Raw genomic sequence first — 18,522 nt, forward strand, 5'->3', positions numbered from 1 at the left:
GGTGAGTTCCCTCCTCGGCCGTTCCGGGCCACCGGTGTCCTCGTCGTCGGCGTACCCGTCTCTTCGTCGTCCCGTGACGACAGCCCCGGAGTCCGTGCCCGAAGAGGCAGGAGGACCCGGTGGCCACCCAAGAGGGCACCGTCGAAGCAGAAGCGATGCGGCGTGCGATCGCGCTCGCCGCTCGTGCCCTCGGCTCCACCAGCCCCAACCCCGTCGTGGGCTGCGTCCTGCTCGACGCGCAGGGCCGCCCGGCGGGCGAGGGCTGGCACCACCGCGCCGGCACGCCGCACGCCGAGGTGAACGCCCTGCGTGCCGCGGCCGACGCCGGCCACGACCTCCGCGGTGGCACCGCCGTCGTCACCCTCGAACCCTGCAACCACACCGGTCGTACGGGCCCCTGCGCCCAGGCCCTCATCGCCGCCGGCGTCGGCCGGGTCGTCTACGCCGTCGCCGACCCCACCCCCGACGCCACCGGCGGCGCCGCCACCCTGGCCGCCGCCGGGGTGGACGTCGAGGGCGGGCTGCTCGCCGAGGAGGCCGCGGCCGGCAACGCCGCCTGGCTCACCTCGGCCGCCCTCGGCCGCCCCTTCGTGCTGTGGAAGTACGCCGCCACCCTCGACGGGCGCAGCGCCGCCGCCGACGGCACCAGCCGCTGGATCACCTCCGCCGAGTCCCGCGCCGACGTCCACCGGCTGCGCGCCGAGGCCGACGCCGTCGTCGTCGGCTCCGGCACCCTGCGCGCCGACGACCCGCACCTGGCCGTGCGCGGCCCCCTCCTCGAAGCGGGGACCGTCACCCAGCCGCTGCGCGTCGTCGTCGACACCCACGCCTCGGTCCGGCCCGGCGCCCGGGTCCTCGACGACGCGGCGCCCACCCTGATCGCCGTCGGCGAGCACGCCGACACCGCCCACCTGACCGGCGCCGACGTCGTCCGGCTGCCCCAGGACGGGACCGGCCTGGACATCACCGCCCTGCTCGCCGAGCTCCACGGGCGCGGGGTCCGCTCCGTCCTGCTGGAGGGCGGCCCCACCCTCGCCGGCGCGTTCGTCGCGGCCGGCGCCGTCGACCGCGTCGTCGGCTACCTCGCCCCCGCCCTGCTCGGCGCGGGGCCCACGGCCCTCGGCGATGCCGGTGTCGCCACCATCGCGCGGGCCCCGCGCCTGGCCGTCACGGACGTCACCCGGCTCGGCCCCGACCTGCGGATCACCGCGGTCCCCACCGACTCCACCACCGCTCCTGAGGAGAACTGAACGTGTTCACCGGAATCGTCGAAGAACTGGGCGAGGTCGTCGCCGTCGACAACCGTGGCGACTCCTCGCTGTTCCGGCTCCGCGGCCCGCTCGTCACCGAGGGCGCCAAGCACGGCGACTCCATCGCCGTCAACGGCGTCTGCCTGACGGTCGTCGAGACCGCGGACGGCGAGTTCACGGCGGACGTGATGGCCGAGTCCCTCAAGCGCTCCAGCCTCGGGGCCCTCGTCCCCGGCTCCCGCGTCAACCTCGAACGCCCCATGGCGCTCGGCGGACGCCTCGGCGGCCACCTCGTCCAGGGCCACGTCGACGGCACCGGCACCATCCTGGAGCGGGTGCCCGGCGAGCACTGGGAGATCGTGAAGATCGCCCTCCCCGCCGGACTGCGCCGCTACGTCGTGGACAAGGGCTCCATCACCGTCGACGGCATCAGCCTGACCGTCGTCGAGGCCGGCCAGGACTTCTTCACCGTCAGCCTCATCCCCACCACGCTCCAGCTGACCACCCTCGGGGTGAAGCGGGCCGGCGACCCGGTCAACCTAGAGGTCGACGTCCTCGCCAAGTACGTCGAGCGGCTGCTCGCCGACGGCGCCGTCCGGGGCACCGGGGAGCCGGTCGCATGAGCGCCCTGACCTGGCTCAACGGTGAGGCGTTCGCCGCCTTCGGGCAGCACGTCATCTGGTCCGACATGATCGGAAACAGCATCGGCCTGGCCGCCCTGGCCCTCGGCTGGCGGCGCTCCATATGGACCTGGCCCGCGCAGTTCCTCTCCGGCCTGATCCTCGTCGCCGCCTACGCCTCCGCGCACCTCAGCGGCGGCATCGGCAAGCAGCTCCTGGTCATCGGCGTCTCGCTGTGGGGCTGGCGGCAGTGGCACCGCGGCCGGCGCGAGGCGCAGGACGGCTCGATCGCCGTCCGCTTCGCCACCTGGCGCGAGCGCCTCACCCTGCTCGCGGGCACCGCCCTCGGCACCCTCGCCGTCGGCGCCCTGTTCACCGCCGTGCCGGAGCTGTCCTGGAACCCCTGGCCGGACGCCTACATCTTCGTCGGCACCCTCGCCGCGATGGTCGCCCAGGCGCGCGGCCTCGTCGAGTTCTGGTTCGCCTGGCTGCTCGTGGACGTCGTCGGCGTCCCCCTCGCCTTCAGCAGCGGCCTGGCCTTCTCCGGCCTCGTCTACGTCATCTATCTCGCCCTCGTCCTGTGGGGCCTGCGCGACTGGTGGCTGCGTTCCCGTACGGGCGCGCGGCAGCCGGCACTGGAAGGAGCAGCGGCATGACCGCCCTGCCGACCTGGTACGACACCGACGACCTGACCCTCGACCCGGTCGAGCGCGCCGTCGCCGACATCGCGGCCGGCCGGCCCGTCGTCGTCGTGGACGACGAGGACCGGGAGAACGAGGGCGACCTCGTCGTCGCCGCCGAGAAGGTCACCACCGAGATCGTGGCCTTCATGATGAGCGAGTGCCGCGGCCTGATCTGCGTGCCGCTGGAGGAGCCGGACATCACCCGGCTCGACCTGCCGCAGATGGTCGAGCACAACACCGAGTCGATGCGCACCGCCTTCACCGTCTCGGTCGACGCCACCCGCGCCCACGGCACCGGCACCGGCATCTCCGCCGCCGACCGGGCCACCACCATCCGGCTGCTCGCCGACCCGGCCACGGCCCCCGGCGACTTCGTCCGCCCCGGCCACGTCTTCCCGCTGCGCGCCAAGCCCGGCGGGGTGCTCGTCCGCGACGGCCACACCGAGGCCGGCGTGGACCTCGCCCGGCTCGCCGGGCTGCGGCCCGCCGCCGCGATCGTGGAGATCGCGGGCGAGGACGGCACCATGCTGCGGCTGCCCGAGCTGATCCCCTTCGCCCGGAAGCACGGCCTGTCGATCATCTCCATCGAGGACCTGATCGCCTACCGCCGTTCGGCCGAGCCCACCGTCCGCCGCGAGGCCGTCACCCGGCTGCCCACCGCCTTCGGCGACTTCCGCGCGCACGGCTACCGCTCGACGGTGGACGGCGTGGAGCACATCGCGCTGGTGGCCGGCGAGCTCGGCGACGGCGAGGACGTCCTGGTGCGCGTCCACTCCGAGTGCCTGACCGGCGACGTCTTCGGCTCCCAGCGCTGCGACTGCGGCCCGCAGCTGCACGCCTCCCTGGAGCGGATCACCGCCGAGGGCCGCGGCGTCGTCCTCTACCTCCGGGGCCACGAGGGGCGCGGCATCGGCCTGCTGCCCAAGCTGCGCGCCTACGAGCTCCAGGAGGAGGGCCGCGACACGCTGGACGCCAACCTCGAACTCGGCCTCCCCGCGGACGGCCGCGACTACGCGGCGGGCGCCCAGATCCTCGCCGACCTCGGCGTCCGCTCGCTGCGGCTGATGACCAACAACCCCGACAAGACCGCCGCCCTCACCCGGCACGGGCTCAAGGTCACCGGCCGGGAGCCGATGCCCGTGAAGGCGGGCGAGCACAACCTCCGCTATCTGCGCACCAAGCGCGACCGGATGGGCCACGACCTGCCCTGGCTCGACGCCGACCCGGTGTCCCCCTGCGCCAACCAGTGACCCGTCCCTGACCACCCCAGAACCCCCCCAGACGAATCACCGAGGAGAAACGTGAGCGGCAAGGGCGCCCCCGAGCTGAGTGTGCGGAACTGTCAGGACCTGCGTGTGGCCGTGATCGCCGCGCAGTGGCACGAGAAGGTGATGGACGGCCTCGTCGACGGCGCCCTGCGGGCCCTGCACGACCTCGGCATCGACGAGCCGACCCTGCTCCGCGTCCCCGGCAGCTGGGAGCTGCCGGTCGTGGCCAAGGTCCTGGCCGGCCGGGGCTACGACGCGATCGTCGCCCTCGGCGTCGTCATCCGCGGCGGCACCCCGCACTTCGAGTACGTGTGCCAGGGCGTGACCCAGGGCCTCGCCCAGGTCTCCGCCGACACCGGCGTCCCCGTCGGCTTCGGCGTCCTGACGTGCGACACCGAGGAGCAGGCCCTGGACCGCGCCGGGCTGGAGGGTTCCCACGAGGACAAGGGCCACGAGGCGGTCACCGCCGCCGTCGCCACGGCCGTCATCCTGCGCTCCGTGTCGGAGCCCTGGCACTGACCCGCGGGCCGGACCCCGTAGGGTAGGACCACCATGTCCAAGAAGACGTTCGAGGAGCTGTTCACCGAGCTCCAGCAGAAGGCCGCCTCCGGCGACCCCGCCACCTCCCGCACCGCCGAGCTGGTGGACAAGGGGGTGCATGCCATCGGCAAGAAGGTGGTCGAGGAGGCCGCCGAGGTGTGGATGGCCGCCGAGTACGAGGGCGCCGACGCCACCGCCGAGGAGATCTCCCAGCTCCTCTACCACGTTCAGGTGATGATGGTCGCCCGGGGTATCTCCCTCGACGACGTATACGCTCATCTGTAGCCCGTAGGGCGATTCGCACCCCGCGAAACGCCCCACGGACCGCATCTGACGCACCCGCATCACAGACAAACACGCATCACACATAAAGGAAGAAGCAAACCTCATGCTGCGCATCGCCGTTCCCAACAAGGGTTCTCTCTCCGAGCCTGCGTCGGCGATGCTCCATGAGGCCGGCTACCGCCAGCGCAAGGACCGCAGGGAACTGGTCCTCGTCGACTCGGCGAACGACGTGGAGTTCTTCTTCCTGCGCCCGCGCGACATCGCGGTGTACGTCGGCTCCGGCAAGCTCGACATCGGCATCACCGGCCGCGACCTGCTGCTGGACTCCGGCTCCCAGGCCGAGGAGATCATGCAGCTCGGCTTCGCCGGGTCGACCTTCCGCTACGCCACCCGGCCGGGCACCGCGAAGGACGTCGGCGACTTCGGCGGCATGACCATCGCCACCTCCTTCTCCGGCCTGGTCACCAAGCACCTCGCCGACCACGGCGTCGACGCCTCCGTCGTGCACCTCGACGGCGCCGTCGAGACGGCCATCCAGCTCGGCGTGGCCGAGATCATCGCGGATGTCGTCGAGACCGGCACCACCCTGCGCAACGCCGGCCTGGAGATCATCGGCGAGCCCATCCTGGAGTCCGAGGCCGTCGTCATCCGCCGCGCCGGCGCGCCCCTCGACGACCCCAAGGTCCAGCAGTTCCTCCGCCGGATGCAGGGCGTCCTCGTCGCCCGGCGTTACGTGATGATGGACTACGACATCCGGGTCGAGCACGTCGAGCGCGCCGTCTCCCTCACCCCCGGCCTGGAGTCGCCCACCGTCTCCCCGCTGCACCACGAGGGCTGGGTCGCCGTCCGCTCGATGGTCCCCGCCCAGGACGCCCAGCGGATCATGGACGAGCTGTACGAGCTGGGCGCGCGCGCCATCCTCACCACCGGCATCCACGCCTGCCGCCTCTGACGGCCCGAAGGAAACGTACGACGTGTCCACCGCGACCCCGCCCCCGGCCGGCCTGCCCGAGCTGCCCGTCACCTTCCGGCCCACCCGTACCCGGATCGTGCTGCTGTCCCTCGGCGCCGCGCTGCTCACCGTGCTCACGGTGATGTCCCTGACGCTCTCCACGCTGACGGGCGGGGACCGGGCCACCTTCATCGGCACCGGGCTGCTGTTCTTCGCGGCGCTCGCGGTGCTCAGCCGCCCCAAGGTCGTCGCCTCCGAGGAGGGCGTCACCGTCGTGAACCTGGCGACGACCCGGCGGCTCGCCTGGGCCCAGGTCGTCCGGGTCAACCTGCGCGCCGGTGACGCCTGGGTCCACCTCGACCTCTCCGACGGCACCAGCCTGCCGGCCATGGGCATCCAGCCGGGCGTCGCCAAGCAGCAGGCCATCGCCGACGCCCGCGCGCTGCGCGCGCTCGCCGAGGCGCACGGCACGGGCAGCTCCGCGACCTGAGGCGCCCGCCCGCCCCCGGGCGGCACCTCCTTGATTACTCTGGTGCCACGGGCACACACCGTGCCCCGCCCCGCACCGCAGCGGTCACGGTTCAGCACGGCCGCGCGGGGCACCTGCGAACCGAGGAGTGACTCCCTCCGGCAATGGACGGATCGTCCTGTAGTACCCGCGCCGCCGCCCACCGTGACGAGGCGGCGGCATGAGTGTCACCGTGTCCCTGCTGCTCCTCGCGGCAGCCCTGCTCCTCATCCTGGCGAACGGCTTCTTCGTCGCCGCCGAGTTCGGCCTGGTGACCGTCGAGAAGCCGGAGGCCGAGCGGGCCGCGGCCGACGGCGACCGCCGCGCCCGCACCGTCGTCGCCTCCCTGCGCGAACTCTCCTTCCAGCTCTCGGGCACCCAACTCGGCATCACCATCACCTCCTTGGTGGTCGGCATGCTCGCCGAGCCCGCCCTGGGCCACCTGCTCACCGGCCCGCTGGCCGGCGCGGGCGTCCCCGAGGGCGCGGCGCCCGGCGCCGCCGTGGTCACCGGCATGCTGGTCGCCTCCGCCGTCCAGATGGTCGTCGGCGAGCTCGTGCCGAAGAACTGGGCGGTCTCCCGGCCCCTCCAGGTCGCGCGCTTCGTCGCCGGCCCCCAGCACGCCTTCGCCCACCTCTTCCGCCCCGTGATCACCGCGCTGAACGCGGTGGCCAACCGGCTGGTGCGGGCCATGGGCGTCGAGCCCGCCGAGGAGCTGGCCTCCGCCCGCACCCCCGGCGAACTCGTCTCCCTCGCCCGGCACTCGGCCCGGGCCGGCGCCCTGGAGCAGGACACCGCCGACCTGTTCGTACGGACCCTCTCGCTCGGCGAGCTGACCGCGCAGCACGTGATGACCCCCCGGGTGAAGGTCAGCGCCCTCCAGTCGTCGGCGACCGCCGAGGACGTCCTCAACCTCACCCGGGCCACCGGCCTCTCCCGTTTCCCGGTCTACCACGAGCGCCTGGACGAGGTCGTCGGCATGGTCCACCTCAAGGCGGCCCTCGCCGTCCCCGGCCCCGACCGGCTGCGCACCCCCGTCGGCCGGATCGCCGTCGCCCCCATGCTCGTCCCCGGGACGCTGCCCGTGCAGCCGCTGCTGGAGCAGCTGCGCAACGAGCAGCCGATAGCCGTCGTCGTCGACGAGTACGGCGGCACGGCCGGCGTGGTGACCCTGGAGGACATCGTCGAGGAGCTCGTCGGCGAGGTCCGCGACGAGCACGACGCCCTGGACGCCGGCCGGCCCGAACTGGCCCCCGTGGCCTGCGAGGACGGCCGCTCGGCCTGGGACGCCGACGGCGGCTGCCGGGTCGACGCCCTGCGCCGCATAGGGCTGGAGGCCCCCGACGGCCCGTACGAGACCGTGGCCGGGCTCGTCGCCGACCTCCTCGGCCGCATCCCCGTGCCCGGCGACACCGCCGAACTGCCCGGCTGGCGGCTCTCGGTGCGCCGGGTGGGCCACCACCGCGCCGAGCGGGTGCGGTTCGCCCGTACGGCCACCCTGGCCGGCGTGGGCGTCGGCGCGGGCGCGACAGGCCTGGGGGACGCGCGATGAGCGTCCTCCCACTCCTCTTCGCCCTCGTGCTGGTGCTCGCCAACGGCTTCTTCGTCGGCGCCGAGTTCGCGCTCGTCTCCGTGCGCCGCAGCCAGATCGAACCCCGGGCCGCGGCGGGCTCGGGCCGCGCCCGCACCGTCCTGACCGGACTGGAGAACCTGCCGCAGATGATGGCGGCGGCGCAGTTCGGCATCACGGTCTGCTCCCTGACCCTCGGCGCGGTCGCCGAGCCCACCGTGGCCCGGCTGCTGGAGCCCGTCTTCCACGGGGTGGGGCTGCCGGCGGGGCTGATCCACCCGCTGGGCTATGTGATCGCCCTGGCGCTGGTGGTCTTCCTGCACCTGGTCATCGGCGAGATGGTGCCGAAGAACCTGGCGATGTCGGCGCCCGACCGGGCGGCGCTCTGGCTCGGCCCGGGGCTCGTCGCCTTCGCCCGGCTCTGCCGGCCGGTCACCGCGCTGCTCGGCGCCTGCGCGCGCGGCGTGCTCCGGCTGTTCCGCGTCGAGCCCAAGGACGAGGTGGAGGCCGTCTTCACCAGCGAGCAGCTCAACCGCCTGGTGGCGGACTCCCGTCAGGCCGGGCTGCTGGAGCGGGCCGAGCAGGAGCGCCTGGAGGACGCCCTGGAGCTGGGCAGCCGCCCGGTCACCGACGTCCTGCTGGACCCCGCCACCCTGGTCACCGTCGACCCGTCCGTCACTCCCCGGCAGGTCGAGGAGCTGACGGTACGGACCGGCTACTCCCGCTTCCCGGTGGCCGGCCCCGGCGGCGCCGTCATGGGCTACCTCCATGTGAAGGACGTCCTCGACCTGGAGGACCGCGAGCGCGCCGTCCCGCAGCACATCTGGCGCCGCGTCGAGACCCTCCGGGCCGAACTGCCCCTGGACGACGCCCTCACCGTGATGCGGAGGGCCGCCGCGCACCTGGCGGCCGTCGCGGACGGGACCGGGCGGGTGCTGGGGCTGGTGGCGCTGGAGGACGTGCTGGAGAAGCTGGTGGGCGAGGTGCGGGATCCTTCGCACCGGGTGGTCCCCACGGTGCGGGTCGCGGATCCCCGGCTCCCCCGGGAGGAGGCGATGGCGGGCTGACGGCCGGTCCCCGGTCGCCGGGCGGGCCGATTCCGGACCGTCCGGCGATCGAGGACTCCCGGGACGGGGCGGTCAGGGGAAGGACCGGCCGAAGGCGCCCCCGCCCTACGCCGGGTCCTGGGGATCCCGGGACCCGGGCCGCGGTGAGTTCCAGCCCGGCCCGGACAGCACCTCGCCGTACGCCTGCATCAGATCCGGCAGCCGCAGCGTCGCGAGATCGTCCCGCGTCAGCTCGCCCGGATACCCCGACAGCCGCAGATCGCGGTACGCGCAGCTCTTCTCGTACAGGGTGCGCAGGAAGCGGCCGTTGCCCAGCTCGTCGATCCAGCCCTGCTCGACCACGTGCCCGCTGATGCTGCGCAGCTCCTCCAGCGCCTCGTCGTCCCAGCGGTCGCCGTTCTCACCGGCGAGCACCTCGCCGATGCTGGTGAGTTCGGCCGGGCGGTAGCTCGGGAAGTCGACCCGGGTGGTGAAGCGGGAGCCCAGGCCGGGGTTGGTGGCGAGCAGGCGGTCCATGCCCTCGGGGTAGCCGGCCAGGATCACCACCAGCCGGTCGCGGTTGTCCTCGGCGCGCTTGAGCAGCACTTGGAGGGCCTCGTCGCCGTAGGCGTCGCCCTTGCTGTAGCCGGAGTTGGAGAGGCTGTACGCCTCGTCGACGAAGAGCACCCCGCCGAGCGCCGAGTCGATCAGCTCATTGGCCTTGACCGCCGTCTGGCCCAGGAACTCGCCCACCAGATCGGCCCGCTGGGCCTCCACCAGATGATCGCCGCCCAGCAGCCCGAGGGCGTAGAAGACCCGGCCGAGGATCCGCGCGACCGTCGTCTTCCCGGTGCCCGAGGGGCCGGAGAAGACGAAGTGGCGCTTGGGAGGCTGCACGGGCAGCCCCTGGCCGGCCCGTAGCCGCGCCATGTGCAGCTGCGCCGACAGCGCCCGCACCTGCCGCTTCACCGGCTCCAGGCCCACCATCCGCTCCAGCTCCGAGAGCGCCTTGGCCAGCAGCACGGGGTCGGAGGGGCCCGGCGACGGCTGCTCGGGCGCGGGCTGCGCGGGGACCCGGGCCTTGCGGCGGAGGTCGTCGCCGCCGGCCTGCGAGGAGCCGGTGGGCGCCGGGTCCGTGCCGGTCAGCACGCCGCGGCCGTCGAGGGAACCCGGGGCCGCCGGAGCCGCGCCCGGATCGGTCTCGCCCGCCGTGCTGTCGCCGGGCGCGGGCTCCTGGCCGGGCGGGCCGCCGAGCGGCACCGGGGCGAGGCCCAGGTGGTCCTCCAGGCCGTCCCCGTCGGCGATGGCGGTGAGCCGGGCCGAGGTGTCCATGAAGGAGGGGTCCACCCGGTGGACCGCCCGGTAGAGGGGCAGGGCCGCGGCGCTGCGCCCGGTGCCCTCGTGGGCGCGGGCCAGCCAGTAGCGCAGCTCCTTGCGCTGCGGCTGCTCGCTGCGGCAGCGCATCAGGGCGGCGGCCAGCAGCGGCTCGGCCTGCCCGTACATCTCCAGCCGGACCCGGGCCATGCCGCCGAACAGCCCCGCCTCGATGCCGAGCAGGGGGTCGTCCAGGAGCGGCTCGGTGTGGCGTACGAGCTGCTCCCAGTCCTTCACCAGATAGGCGCGGCAGGCGTGCAGGAAGCGGGCCTGGAGATCGGTCTCGACGGGCGGGCAGCCGGCCAGGGCCCGGTCCAGCTCCGGCACATGGCGGCCGTCGAGCCAGTGCGAGGCGTGCGCGAGCAGCAGGTCGCGGCCGCTCTCCAGGACGGGCTGCACCCACCAGCCGAGCCAGTACCAGGAATTGAGGGTCCGCCGGTGACGGGCGCGCTGCTCGCCGAAGCGGTCCCGGTGGCGGTACATGCGCAGCAGCGCGGTCGTGGTGTCGGCGCGCAGCGCGTGCAGCCCGAGCCAGGCGTCCGCCATCCCCGGGTCGACCCGGACCGCCGCGCGGAACTCCTCCTCGGCCTGTGCGTACGCGCCCATGGTGTAGGCGTCGACGGCGCGCAGCCAGGCGAGATCGGCCGGGGCGGGTGGGCCCTGCATGCCGAAATCCATCACGTCCCCCACAAACCGTGCCCCCGTAGCGTACTGCCGGGCTCGTGCCTGACCCGCTTTTTGAACCGCTGTGCTGTGGACGGGAGTTGACCAGTGTGCTCGGCGCACCCGCCGATGGGTGCACCGCTCGCATCGTACCTGCGTGGTCGGCATGGGCCGAAGGGTGCCGCACCGCTGTTCACGGCGGAAATGCGCTCCCCGCGAGGTCGGTCCGGGGGCCGGAGGGCGGTCACCCTGGGTGAGGAGGGCCCGGGAGCAAAGCGCTCATACGGGAAAGGGGTGAGGGGAACGAAGCCCCCGATCACGGGGGAACAACCGGGGGCTTCGCGTCCGCGGGCGGCCTTCACCGGCCGCACAATGAGAACGTAAGTCCTGTACGCCCCCTCGGTCAAGCGGAGTTGGCGCACTCGGCGGGGATCCGGCGGTGGGGTGCCTCCGACCTGCGGATGTGTGGAGGCTGTGGGGCGGCGACCGGTCACCGAGAGTGAGGGTGAGGGGAATTCAAGGGAGTTGCCGCGGCCCCGGCAGCACCTCGTACCCCTCTTCGCCCTGAAGAATCAGCAGTTCGGCGTACGGGCGCGTCGGGTCCACGGTGAAATGTTCGACTTCCGCTCGCTTCCAGCCGTCCCAGAATTCGGTCAGACCGGGCCCGTCGCGGAGTTGACCCCTTTCCCAGGAGTTCTCGTTCGCCAACTCCATCCACATCAGGCACGCCAGATGGGGCCTCAGGGCCCGGCGCCCCGCGCCGACTCCCTCGACGAGCACCACGGGGGCGGCGGGCAGCTCGCGCTCCTCCGCGAAACGCCGTGCCACCCAGTCGTAGGCGCGGTAGCGCGCGGCCTCGCCGCGCGCGAAGGGGGTGAGGACCCCCTCGGCGAGCCGTCCGACCCAGCCGAACAGCTCCTCGTGCGTCGCGAGATCGTCCAGATGGAGGACGGGCGCGCCGCCCAGCGCCGCGGCCAGCCGGGCGCCGAAGGTCGTCTTGCCCGATCCGGCGTGCCCGTCGACGGCCACGAGCCGCACCGGCCCGAGCGAGGGCGGCAGCGCCCGCAGCCGCCGGGCGAGGGCCGGCAGCGGGTCCGGGGGAGGATCCAGGGGGAACCGGGCGGAAGCGGGGCGCGGGTCGTTCACCGGATCACCCTATGGCCGGTACGGCGGGCGCCCGGTATTGGGGACGCGCCGTACGGGGAATCAGTGGCTCGCACCTGAAGCGAACCTGTACGCCTGAACCTGTACGCCTGAACCTGTACGCCTGAACCTGTACGCCTCAACCCGTACGCCTGAACCCGACGCCGAATCCGCACCCGTACGCGTACCCGAAGCCGAACCTGTAGGCGTACCCGAACCCGCACGGGTACCCGGAGCCGAACCCGTACCCGGGCCCGACCGCGGACTTCCGCACCCGTCGACCGACTGGGGGACCACCGCCATGTCCAGCAGACCCACGCCCCGCCGCACCGTACTCGCCGCGGCCCTCGGAGCCGCGGCGGCGGGTGGCGTCACCTCCGCCCCCGCGCTCGCCTTCGCCGCCTCCCCGTCCGCTTCCTCCTCGCCTTCCTCGTCCTCCGCTTCCGCTTCTTCCGCTTCCTCCGCGTCGACGGCCGCGCCCGGCGGGCGCTCCGCCGTCGACGACCGCGCCTGGACCACCGCCGCCGACTGGCGCCAGGGCAGCGCCCACGGCACCCGTGTCCGTACGGACAAGCGCCCCGGCCTGGCCCTCGCCCGCCCCGTCGGCACCCTCGACTACACCGATCCGCACACCCGCACCACGGCCGCCTGGGAGTACGCCACCTGGACCAGCCCCGTCCACCGGCTGCCCGCCCCCGCGAGCGAGGTCATCGCCTCCTGGAACGCCCACGCCCCCGCCGGTACCTGGCTCCAGGTGGAGCTGCGCGGCACCTACACCGACCACGCGACGACCCCCTGGTACGTCATGGGCCGGTGGACCGCGGGGGACGCGGCCGGTGACATCCGGCGCACCTCCGTCGACGGGCAGGGCGACGGGAAGAGCAGCGTCTCCACCGACACGCTGGCCGTCGACAACCCCGCGACCGGGCTGCGCATCGCCTCGTACGAGCTGCGCCTGACCCTGTACCGCAGGCCCGGGTCCGGGCTGACCCCGACCGTGTGGCGGCTCGGTGCCATGGGGTCCGACCTCCCCGACCGCTTCACCGTGCCCGCCTCGGCGCCGGGGCCCGGCGCCGGGCGCGAGCTGAAGGTGCCGCGCTTCTCGCAGGAGATCCACAAGGGGCAGTACCCGGAGTACGACAACGGCGGCGAGGCGTGGTGCAGCCCGACCTCCTCGCAGATGGTCATCGAGTACTGGGGCCGCAGGGCCACGCCCGAGGACCTCGCCTGGGTCGACCCGGCCTTCGAGGACCCCCAGGTCTGCCACGCGGCCCGGTACACCTACGACTACCAGTACAAGGGCTGCGGCAACTGGCCGTTCAACGCCGCCTACGCCGCCACGTACCGCGAACTCCAGGCCCTGGTCACCCGGCTGGGCTCGCTGAACGACGTCGAGCGGCTCATCCGCGCGAAGATCCCCGTCATCACCTCCCAGTCGTTCCTCGCCGAAGAGCTCGACGGCGCGGGCTACGGCACGGCCGGTCATCTCATGTGTCTCATCGGGTTCACCCGGAACGGTGACGTCGTGGCCAACGACCCGGCGAGCCCCACGGACGCGGAGGTCCGGCGCGTCTACAAGCGCCGCCAGTTCGAGAACATCTGGCTCAGGACCAAGCGCTACAACGCGCAAGGGCAGGTCAGGAGCGGCACGGGAGGCGTCTGCTACCTCTACTTCCCCGTCGACCCCGCCCCGGAGCAGGCCCGCGTGCTGAAGGAGCTCCGGCTGCGCTGACGCCGGGCGCCCCCGCGCGCCGGGGTGCCCGGGCGCGGGGGCAGGAGTGGAACATTTCCCCCTCATAATTATTTATCGGCATGATTCGGCCGAGCGTGCCGCCGTCGCCGCCCACCGCGGGACGGGCGTGGCGGATGAGGGGAGCGGGAGAGATGCATCTCACGCGGGAAAGTGGTTTCACCGCGCCCTGAGTGACGCACTCGCAGCGGATGGACACGAGTGAACGACCGCATGCGGATGGTTGATTTCCGCTTGCATCTTCCATTCGAACGAACGATCAGTAGCCTCTGCTCCAATGCCCGCGCGATGAGCTGGAGCGACAGAGTGATCGAGCGTCCTACCTGGGCCCCACCGGGCATCGACATCTCGGTGCCGAGCGTGTCCCGTATCTACGACTACTTCCTGGGTGGTTCGCACAATTTCGAGGCCGACCGGGAGGCCGGGCGCCGCGCCATGGTCGCCTTCCCGGGGCTGCCGAAGATCATGCAGGCGAACCGGGCCTTCCTGCGGCGCGCCGTGCGCTACGCCGTCGGGCAGGGCGTCACCCAGTTCCTGGACATCGGCTCCGGCATACCGACCTTCGGCAACGTCCACGAGATCGCGCGCGCCGCGGACCCCGCCACGCGCGTCGTCTACGTCGACCACGACCCGGTCGCCGTCGCCCACAGCCGGGCCGTCCTGGACGGCGACCCCCGTGCCGCCGTGGTGGCCGCGGACCTCCGGGACCCGCGGGCCGTCCTGGCCAGCGACGAGGTCGTGGGCCTGCTCGACCTGGACCGGCCCGTGGCCCTGCTCCTCGTCGCCGTGCTGCACTTCACGCCGGACGGGGACGACCCCTGGGGCGCCGTCGCGGAGCTGCGCGAGGCGCTCGCCCCGGGCAGCCTGCTGGTCCTCACCCACGCGTCGACCGACGTCGGCCCGATGAAGCCGGAGGAGGGCGAGGCCGTGGAGGGCGTCTACCGCAGGGCGGGCTCGCCGCTGCACATGCGCCCGCGCGCCGAGGTGGCCCGCTTCTTCGACGGCTTCGAGATGGTCGAGCCGGGCCTGGTGTCCATGCCGGCCTGGCGCCCCGATCCGGTCAACGGCGGGCGGGGCGCGCCACCGGCCCCGGCCGACGACCCCGCGATGCACGTGGGGTTCGGCGGAGTGGGGCACAAGCCATGACCCGCCCGCCGGGAGGCGGCAGGCCGGGCGGACCGGGGGACGGAACGTCCCGCCGGGTTACCTTAGGTCCTGCCAGGACGGAAGTCGCCGGGCACCTTGTGGGGGACAAGGCGCCGGGCGGGGCAACAGACGGAACGACAAGCGGAACCGGAAACGGAACCGCGGGTGGAACCGGGGTCGGGGTCGGGGTGGGAATCGGAAGCGGGGTGCCCGCTATGGGGGCCGCGGTGGGCAGGATCGCCGGATTCTGCGTGCGGGACGGGCAGACGCACGTCCGGGCACGGGAGACGGCCGGCGGTGACGGTGGCGACGGCGCCGACGAGGTGGAGACGGCCGGGCCGGTCGGGATGGCTGGGGCGGATGGGTCGCCCGGGACAGTCGCGACGGCCAGGGCAGCCGCGACGGCCGGGACGGCTGAGACCAAAGGCCCGGAGCCGGGCGGCTCCGACGCGTGCGGACTCGACCTGTGCGGACGCGACCGGAGCGGCCCGGGGGAGCCCTCCCCGGCGGCGGGTGCCCGCGGTCCGGGGGTGCCTCTGCCCGGGGCGGGCGTCCGCGGTCCGGGGGAGTCCCCGCCGGCGGATGCGCGCGGCCCGCGGGAGACCCTTCCGGGGACACGCGTTCACGGCCCGGGAGAGACCTTCCCCGGGGCGGGCGTCCGCGGTCCCGGGGAGCCCCTTCCTCGGGCGGGCGCCCGTGGCCCGGGCGAGCCCCTTCCGGAGCCGGGCCGCCGCGGCCCGGGGCCCGTCACCCGGCCCCGTACCGCCACGGCCTCCGCCGACGGCCCGCGGCGGTTCGCCGCGCTCTGGAACCGGGTGATCTACCCGGCCACCGCGACGCCCATGACCCGCGACGAGTTCGAGCAGCACCTCGTCCCCCTCGTCGAGCGGCTCGCCGCCGCCCTGCGCGCCCCCGGCTTCGACCCCGCGCCCGCCGCCGAGGTCGGCGCCGCGCTCGTCAAGGCCCACTGCACCGACCCCGGCACCCTGCCGCTGGTCCTCGGCGCCGTCGACACCCACCTCCTCGCGTGCTGCCCGCCCGGCGACGGCGTCCTCGCGCCCGAGGAGGCCCGCGCCCGCTGCGCGCGGATCCAGCACGCCGTCGCCGAGGGCTTCGCCCGCGCCCTGCGCGAGCGCACCCTCGCCGAGCAGGAGGCCCTCTCCCGCGCCGCGCTCGCCGCGCAGGCGGAGACCGAGCGGGCCCTGCACACCAGCGAGGCCCGGTTCCGGGCGGTGTTCGAGGGCGCGGCCATCGGCGTCGGCATCGCCGACGTCGACGGCCGCATCATGGACGTCAACGACGCCCTGACCCGGATGTTCGGCAGCGTGGCCCACGAGGTGACGGGCCGGAACGTGGGCGAGATGGTCCACCCCGACGACGCGCCCGGCATATGGGGCCTCTACCGCGAGCTCGTCCGCGGCGACCGCGACTACTACCGCGTCGAGAAGCCGTACTACCGCAGCGACGGCAGCGTCCTGTGGACCGACCTGACGGTGTCCCTGCTGCGCGACGCCCACGGGCGCCCCCAGTACCAGCTGGCGCTCATGGAGGACATCACCGAGCGCCGCCTCCTGCACGAGCAGCTGCGCTACGAGGCCACCCACGACGCCCTCACCGGCCTGCCCAACCGCACCCTCTTCTTCGAGGCCCTGGACCGGGCGCTCGACACGGCCGGGGACGGCCCCGCCCGCTTCGGCCTGTGCTACCTCGACCTCGACGGTTTCAAGGCCGTCAACGACAGCCTCGGCCACGCGGTCGGCGACCAGCTGCTGGTCGCCGTCGCCGAGCGGCTGCGCTCCTGCGTCACCGCGCCGGAGCAGCTCGTCGCCCGCCTGGGCGGCGACGAGTTCGTGGCCCTGCTCACCGGCCCGTCCGCGCCGAGCGACGCCACCGCGCTGGCCCGCCGGATGCTGGCCGCCCTCGCCGAGCCCGTCCGCCTCGAAGGCCGCGACCTGTCCGTACGGGCCAGCATCGGCATCGTCGACGGGACCGCGGGCGGGCGCGACGCGGCCGAGGTGCTGCGCAGCGCCGACATCACGATGTACCGCGCCAAGGCGGCCGGCGGCAATCGCTACGAGCTCGCCGACGCGGACTGCGACGCCCGCGCCATCGCCCGGCACAGCCTGACCAACGGCCTGCCCGCGGCGCTGGAGAACGGCGAGTTCTTCATCGAGTACCAGCCGCTGGTCCGGCTCACCGACGGCAGCGTGCGGGGCGCCGAGGCGCTCGTACGCTGGCTGCATCCCGTGCACGGCGTGCTCGGGCCCGACCAGTTCATCCCGCTCGCCGAGAGCACGGGCCTGATAGTGCCGCTCGGCCGCTGGGTGCTGGAGGAGGCGGCCCGGCAGGCCCGCGCCTGGCGGAGCGAGGGCAAGTGCCGGGCCCCGATGCGGGTCAACGTCAACCTCTCGCCGTCCCAGCTGCGCTACCCCTCGCTCGTCGCCGAGACGGTCGCGATCCTGGAGAACGCCGGCCTGCCGCCGTCCGCCCTCTGCCTGGAGGTCACCGAGAACGCGCTGATCGGCGCCGACGAGGAGGAGCTGCGCCCGCTGCGGCAGCTCGCCGACATGGGCGTGGACATCGCCCTCGACGACTTCGGCACCGGCTACTCCAACCTCTCCTACCTGCGCCGGCTGCCCGTCAGCACGCTCAAGCTCGACCGCTCCTTCACCCGCGGCATGCAGTGCTCGCCCGCCGACCCCGTCGATGTGAAGATCGTCGAGGGGATCGTGTCCCTCGCCCACACCCTCGACCTGTCGGTGACGGTCGAGGGCGTCGAGACGGGCACGCAGGCGGAGCACCTGCGGGGGCTCGGCTGCGACACGGCGCAGGGCTGGTACTACGCCCGGCCGGGGCCGCCGGAGCGGCTGTGCGCGCTGGCGTCGGCGGACGCGTCGCTGTGAGGTGAGGCCCCGTAGGGGTTGGGTGTACGCGCGGCCGGGCGCCCGTACGGCCCCGTGTACGTCCGGCTGGCCGTACGTACGGACGGCCTCCGTCCGCGCTGTCCCGTCTCAGCCTTCCGGCCCGAGGCGGCGGGTCTCGTCGTCCGTGAGCAGGCGTGACCGGACCAGGAAGCGCACCCCCTCCGGGGCTTCCAGGGAGAAGCCGCTGCCGCGCCCGGCGACCACGTCCACCGTGAGGTGGGTGTGGCGCCAGCGCTCGAACTGGTCGGCCGACATCCAGAACCCGACCGGCTCGGCCACGCCGTCGACGCCGAGCTCCGCGAGCAGCACGTCGGAGGCGCCCGTACGGAATTCGCCGTACGGGTAGCACATGGGCGAACTGCCGTCGCAGCAGCCGCCGGACTGATGGAACATCAGAGGGCCGTGCTCCGCGCGCAGCCTGCGCACGAGCTCGGCGGCGCGCGGGGTGAGGGCGACGCGCAGGCTCTGCCGCGCGTCGCCCCGCGGAGTCGTGGGGCGGGTGTCGCGTGGGCTCATGGTCCGGCCTCCGGCTGGTCTCTGTCCGCTGGTTCCTCGGTCCTTCCGGTGGATCTTCCGGTGCTTCCGCCGCGCGCCGCGGGTGACTCGCCGGGCCGTGGCGCCGGGTGGGGCATCGGTCGGGGCGCCCGGTGGGGCGCCGGGCGGGGCGTCGGGTGGGGCGGAGCGCCCGGGGTGCACAGCCTGCCGGGGACGGCCGCCCGCCGCCAGAGGAAGCACGCACCGGAGGGCGGGCTGTCTCAGGAAAGCCCTTGCGGCGGCAGGGCGTTCGCCGTCGCTCGCTC

The 18,522-nt window shown here is 73.9% G+C and carries 16 protein-coding genes; 13 read left to right on the plus strand and 3 right to left on the minus strand.

Going from position 1 to position 18,522, the window contains the following annotated elements:
- Positions 1–155: 155 nt before the first annotated feature.
- The 10 genes from ribD (at position 156) to SMD11_RS27540 (ending at position 8,743) form a co-directional block, all read left to right on the plus strand.
- Entirely contained in the window at positions 156–1,250 is a 1,095-nt protein-coding gene (gene ribD, locus SMD11_RS27495) for a bifunctional diaminohydroxyphosphoribosylaminopyrimidine deaminase/5-amino-6-(5-phosphoribosylamino)uracil reductase RibD (protein ID WP_087930758.1), read from the plus strand.
- Positions 1,251–1,252: 2 nt separating this feature from the next.
- Positions 1,253–1,873, plus strand: coding sequence for a riboflavin synthase (locus SMD11_RS27500; protein WP_087929007.1), 621 nt, complete (start codon positions 1,253–1,255; stop codon positions 1,871–1,873).
- Positions 1,870–2,526 (plus strand): nicotinamide mononucleotide transporter family protein, encoded by a 657-nt coding sequence (locus SMD11_RS27505; RefSeq protein WP_087929008.1) that lies wholly within the window; start codon positions 1,870–1,872, stop codon positions 2,524–2,526. Before SMD11_RS27500 ends, SMD11_RS27505 begins: the two co-directional genes overlap by 4 nt.
- Positions 2,523–3,803 (plus strand): bifunctional 3,4-dihydroxy-2-butanone-4-phosphate synthase/GTP cyclohydrolase II, encoded by a 1,281-nt coding sequence (locus SMD11_RS27510; protein WP_087929009.1) that lies wholly within the window; start codon positions 2,523–2,525, stop codon positions 3,801–3,803. The genes SMD11_RS27505 and SMD11_RS27510 overlap by 4 nt, the downstream gene beginning before the upstream one ends.
- Positions 3,804–3,854: 51 nt before the next feature.
- Positions 3,855–4,340 carry a 6,7-dimethyl-8-ribityllumazine synthase gene (gene ribH / locus SMD11_RS27515; protein WP_087929010.1) on the plus strand — a complete coding sequence of 162 codons (486 nt, stop codon included), beginning with the start codon at positions 3,855–3,857 and terminating at the stop codon, positions 4,338–4,340.
- A 33-nt stretch (positions 4,341–4,373) separates the two neighbouring features.
- Complete coding sequence (locus tag SMD11_RS27520) at positions 4,374–4,646, plus strand: phosphoribosyl-ATP diphosphatase (protein ID WP_087929011.1); 273 nt, start codon at positions 4,374–4,376, stop codon at positions 4,644–4,646.
- A 103-nt stretch (positions 4,647–4,749) separates the two neighbouring features.
- Complete coding sequence (gene hisG / locus SMD11_RS27525) at positions 4,750–5,598, plus strand: ATP phosphoribosyltransferase (protein ID WP_087929012.1); 849 nt, start codon at positions 4,750–4,752, stop codon at positions 5,596–5,598.
- Between the two features lie 22 nt (positions 5,599–5,620).
- Positions 5,621–6,088 (plus strand): PH domain-containing protein, encoded by a 468-nt coding sequence (locus SMD11_RS27530; RefSeq protein ID WP_087929013.1) that lies wholly within the window; start codon positions 5,621–5,623, stop codon positions 6,086–6,088.
- A 199-nt stretch (positions 6,089–6,287) separates the two neighbouring features.
- Positions 6,288–7,658: a hemolysin family protein gene (locus tag SMD11_RS27535; protein ID WP_087929014.1), complete on the plus strand. Its 1,371-nt coding sequence runs from the start codon at positions 6,288–6,290 to the stop codon at positions 7,656–7,658.
- Complete coding sequence (locus SMD11_RS27540) at positions 7,655–8,743, plus strand: hemolysin family protein (protein WP_087929015.1); 1,089 nt, start codon at positions 7,655–7,657, stop codon at positions 8,741–8,743. The genes SMD11_RS27535 and SMD11_RS27540 overlap by 4 nt, the downstream gene beginning before the upstream one ends.
- A 105-nt stretch (positions 8,744–8,848) precedes the next feature.
- Here the strand turns inward: SMD11_RS27540 and SMD11_RS27545 are convergent, their stop codons facing one another.
- A complete protein-coding gene (locus tag SMD11_RS27545) occupies positions 8,849–10,774 on the minus strand; it encodes an AAA family ATPase (RefSeq protein ID WP_087930759.1) in 1,926 nt (641 codons plus the stop codon).
- A 501-nt stretch (positions 10,775–11,275) separates the two neighbouring features.
- On the minus strand, positions 11,276–11,905 hold the full coding sequence (locus tag SMD11_RS27550) for a uridine kinase family protein (RefSeq protein WP_418952486.1): 630 nt from the start codon (positions 11,903–11,905) through the stop codon (positions 11,276–11,278).
- Between the two features lie 298 nt (positions 11,906–12,203).
- Here SMD11_RS27550 and SMD11_RS27555 point away from each other — a divergent pair, with 298 nt between their 5' ends.
- The 3 genes from SMD11_RS27555 to SMD11_RS27565 all read left to right on the plus strand — a co-directional run bounded on the left by SMD11_RS27555 (position 12,204) and on the right by SMD11_RS27565 (position 17,701).
- The gene (locus SMD11_RS27555; protein ID WP_087929016.1) at positions 12,204–13,634 is read left to right on the plus strand and encodes a peptidase C39 family protein; all 1,431 of its coding nucleotides are present in this window, start codon (positions 12,204–12,206) and stop codon (positions 13,632–13,634) included.
- 327 nt (positions 13,635–13,961) lie between these two features.
- The gene (locus SMD11_RS27560) at positions 13,962–14,798 is read left to right on the plus strand and encodes an SAM-dependent methyltransferase (RefSeq protein WP_087930761.1); all 837 of its coding nucleotides are present in this window, start codon (positions 13,962–13,964) and stop codon (positions 14,796–14,798) included.
- A gap of 815 nt (positions 14,799–15,613) precedes the next feature.
- Positions 15,614–17,701: a putative bifunctional diguanylate cyclase/phosphodiesterase gene (locus tag SMD11_RS27565; protein WP_087929017.1), complete on the plus strand. Its 2,088-nt coding sequence runs from the start codon at positions 15,614–15,616 to the stop codon at positions 17,699–17,701.
- A 108-nt stretch (positions 17,702–17,809) separates the two neighbouring features.
- On the opposite strand, the gene SMD11_RS27570 is transcribed toward SMD11_RS27565, so the two are convergent.
- The gene (locus SMD11_RS27570) at positions 17,810–18,238 is read right to left on the minus strand and encodes a DUF779 domain-containing protein (RefSeq protein WP_087929018.1); all 429 of its coding nucleotides are present in this window, start codon (positions 18,236–18,238) and stop codon (positions 17,810–17,812) included.
- Positions 18,239–18,522 lie beyond the last annotated feature (284 nt).

The sequence above is a fragment of the Streptomyces albireticuli genome (assembly GCF_002192455.1).
GTDB lineage: Bacteria > Actinomycetota > Actinomycetes > Streptomycetales > Streptomycetaceae > Streptomyces > Streptomyces albireticuli_B.

Excerpts from the sequence above, each read along its gene's own strand:
- SMD11_RS27545 (WP_087930759.1), bottom strand. The coding sequence starts at position 10,774 with ATGGATTTCGGCATGCAGGGCCCACCCGCCCCGGCCGATCTCGCCTGG.
- SMD11_RS27510 (WP_087929009.1), top strand. The coding sequence starts at position 2,523 with ATGACCGCCCTGCCGACCTGGTACGACACCGACGACCTGACCCTCGAC.
- hisG (WP_087929012.1), top strand. The coding sequence starts at position 4,750 with ATGCTGCGCATCGCCGTTCCCAACAAGGGTTCTCTCTCCGAGCCTGCG.
- SMD11_RS27570 (WP_087929018.1), bottom strand. The coding sequence starts at position 18,238 with ATGAGCCCACGCGACACCCGCCCCACGACTCCGCGGGGCGACGCGCGG.
- SMD11_RS27555 (WP_087929016.1), top strand. The coding sequence starts at position 12,204 with ATGTCCAGCAGACCCACGCCCCGCCGCACCGTACTCGCCGCGGCCCTC.
- SMD11_RS27520 (WP_087929011.1), top strand. The coding sequence starts at position 4,374 with ATGTCCAAGAAGACGTTCGAGGAGCTGTTCACCGAGCTCCAGCAGAAG.
- SMD11_RS27535 (WP_087929014.1), top strand. The coding sequence starts at position 6,288 with ATGAGTGTCACCGTGTCCCTGCTGCTCCTCGCGGCAGCCCTGCTCCTC.
- ribD (WP_087930758.1), top strand. The coding sequence starts at position 156 with ATGCGGCGTGCGATCGCGCTCGCCGCTCGTGCCCTCGGCTCCACCAGC.
- SMD11_RS27540 (WP_087929015.1), top strand. The coding sequence starts at position 7,655 with ATGAGCGTCCTCCCACTCCTCTTCGCCCTCGTGCTGGTGCTCGCCAAC.
- SMD11_RS27505 (WP_087929008.1), top strand. The coding sequence starts at position 1,870 with ATGAGCGCCCTGACCTGGCTCAACGGTGAGGCGTTCGCCGCCTTCGGG.